The organism is Thermosynechococcus sp., assembly GCF_046299635.1.
In the GTDB taxonomy this organism is placed as follows: Bacteria; Cyanobacteriota; Cyanobacteriia; order Thermosynechococcales; family Thermosynechococcaceae; genus Thermosynechococcus.
In genome coordinates this window covers 1-538 of the sequence record NZ_JBKBHV010000080.1, presented here as the reverse complement: position 1 = coordinate 538, position 538 = coordinate 1, and the positions used below count along the sequence as shown (strand labels likewise).

The window sequence follows — 538 nt, the reverse complement described above, 5'->3', positions numbered from 1 at the left end:
CGAGCATAAAGAGATGCCTCCCCTATATCTATCTGCGCAGGTTAATGGGGAATACGATATCCGACTGAACATTTCTCGTTTTTATAAAGGCATTGCAAAAATGAAAGGGTCGTTATGGCTTGCCATTTCCAATAAAGAGCTGTACGACGGCAAGCATGCCATAGTTGTCAGGGAAATGGGAAATCCTGACTTCCTATACATGCAAGTTCCTCTATTAGCCTGATAGTATAACGCGCCCGGTTGGACTCGAACCAACGACCAATCGCTTAGAAGGCGAGTGCTCTATCCGCTGAGCTACGGGCGCGTATTTAGTACCATTATAGCAGTCTTAGATAAGAGACAAAGCGTTAATTCTGGAATCAATAAATTTCTTACCGATTTCCCTTATACACATATCCTCATTATCGAGTACATGCAGAATAACCGATACCAATAACCCATCCAGCTCTGTAGAAAACTCTTTAATCATTAATTCGTAGGCAGAAGTAATCCAGTTCATAACAAACTTAACCAAACCAACATTTTTACTGCGCTCCAG

2 protein-coding genes and 1 tRNA gene are annotated in these 538 nt (G+C 41.8%); 1 reads left to right on the top strand and 2 read right to left on the bottom strand.

All coding sequences use genetic code 11. From position 1 onward, the window contains the following. On the top strand, positions 1–223 hold a 223-nt coding region (locus ACK4IR_RS12435; protein WP_409874650.1), incomplete at its 5' end, for a hypothetical protein. Positions 224–231: 8 nt separating this feature from the next. Here the strand turns inward: ACK4IR_RS12435 and ACK4IR_RS12430 are convergent. Both ACK4IR_RS12430 and ACK4IR_RS12425 read right to left on the bottom strand, forming a co-directional pair. After that, positions 232–304 (bottom strand) — tRNA-Arg (locus ACK4IR_RS12430). A gap of 24 nt (positions 305–328) precedes the next feature. Beyond that, positions 329–538, bottom strand: a 210-nt coding sequence (locus tag ACK4IR_RS12425) for a hypothetical protein (RefSeq protein WP_409874649.1), incomplete at its 5' end; no start/stop codon positions are given.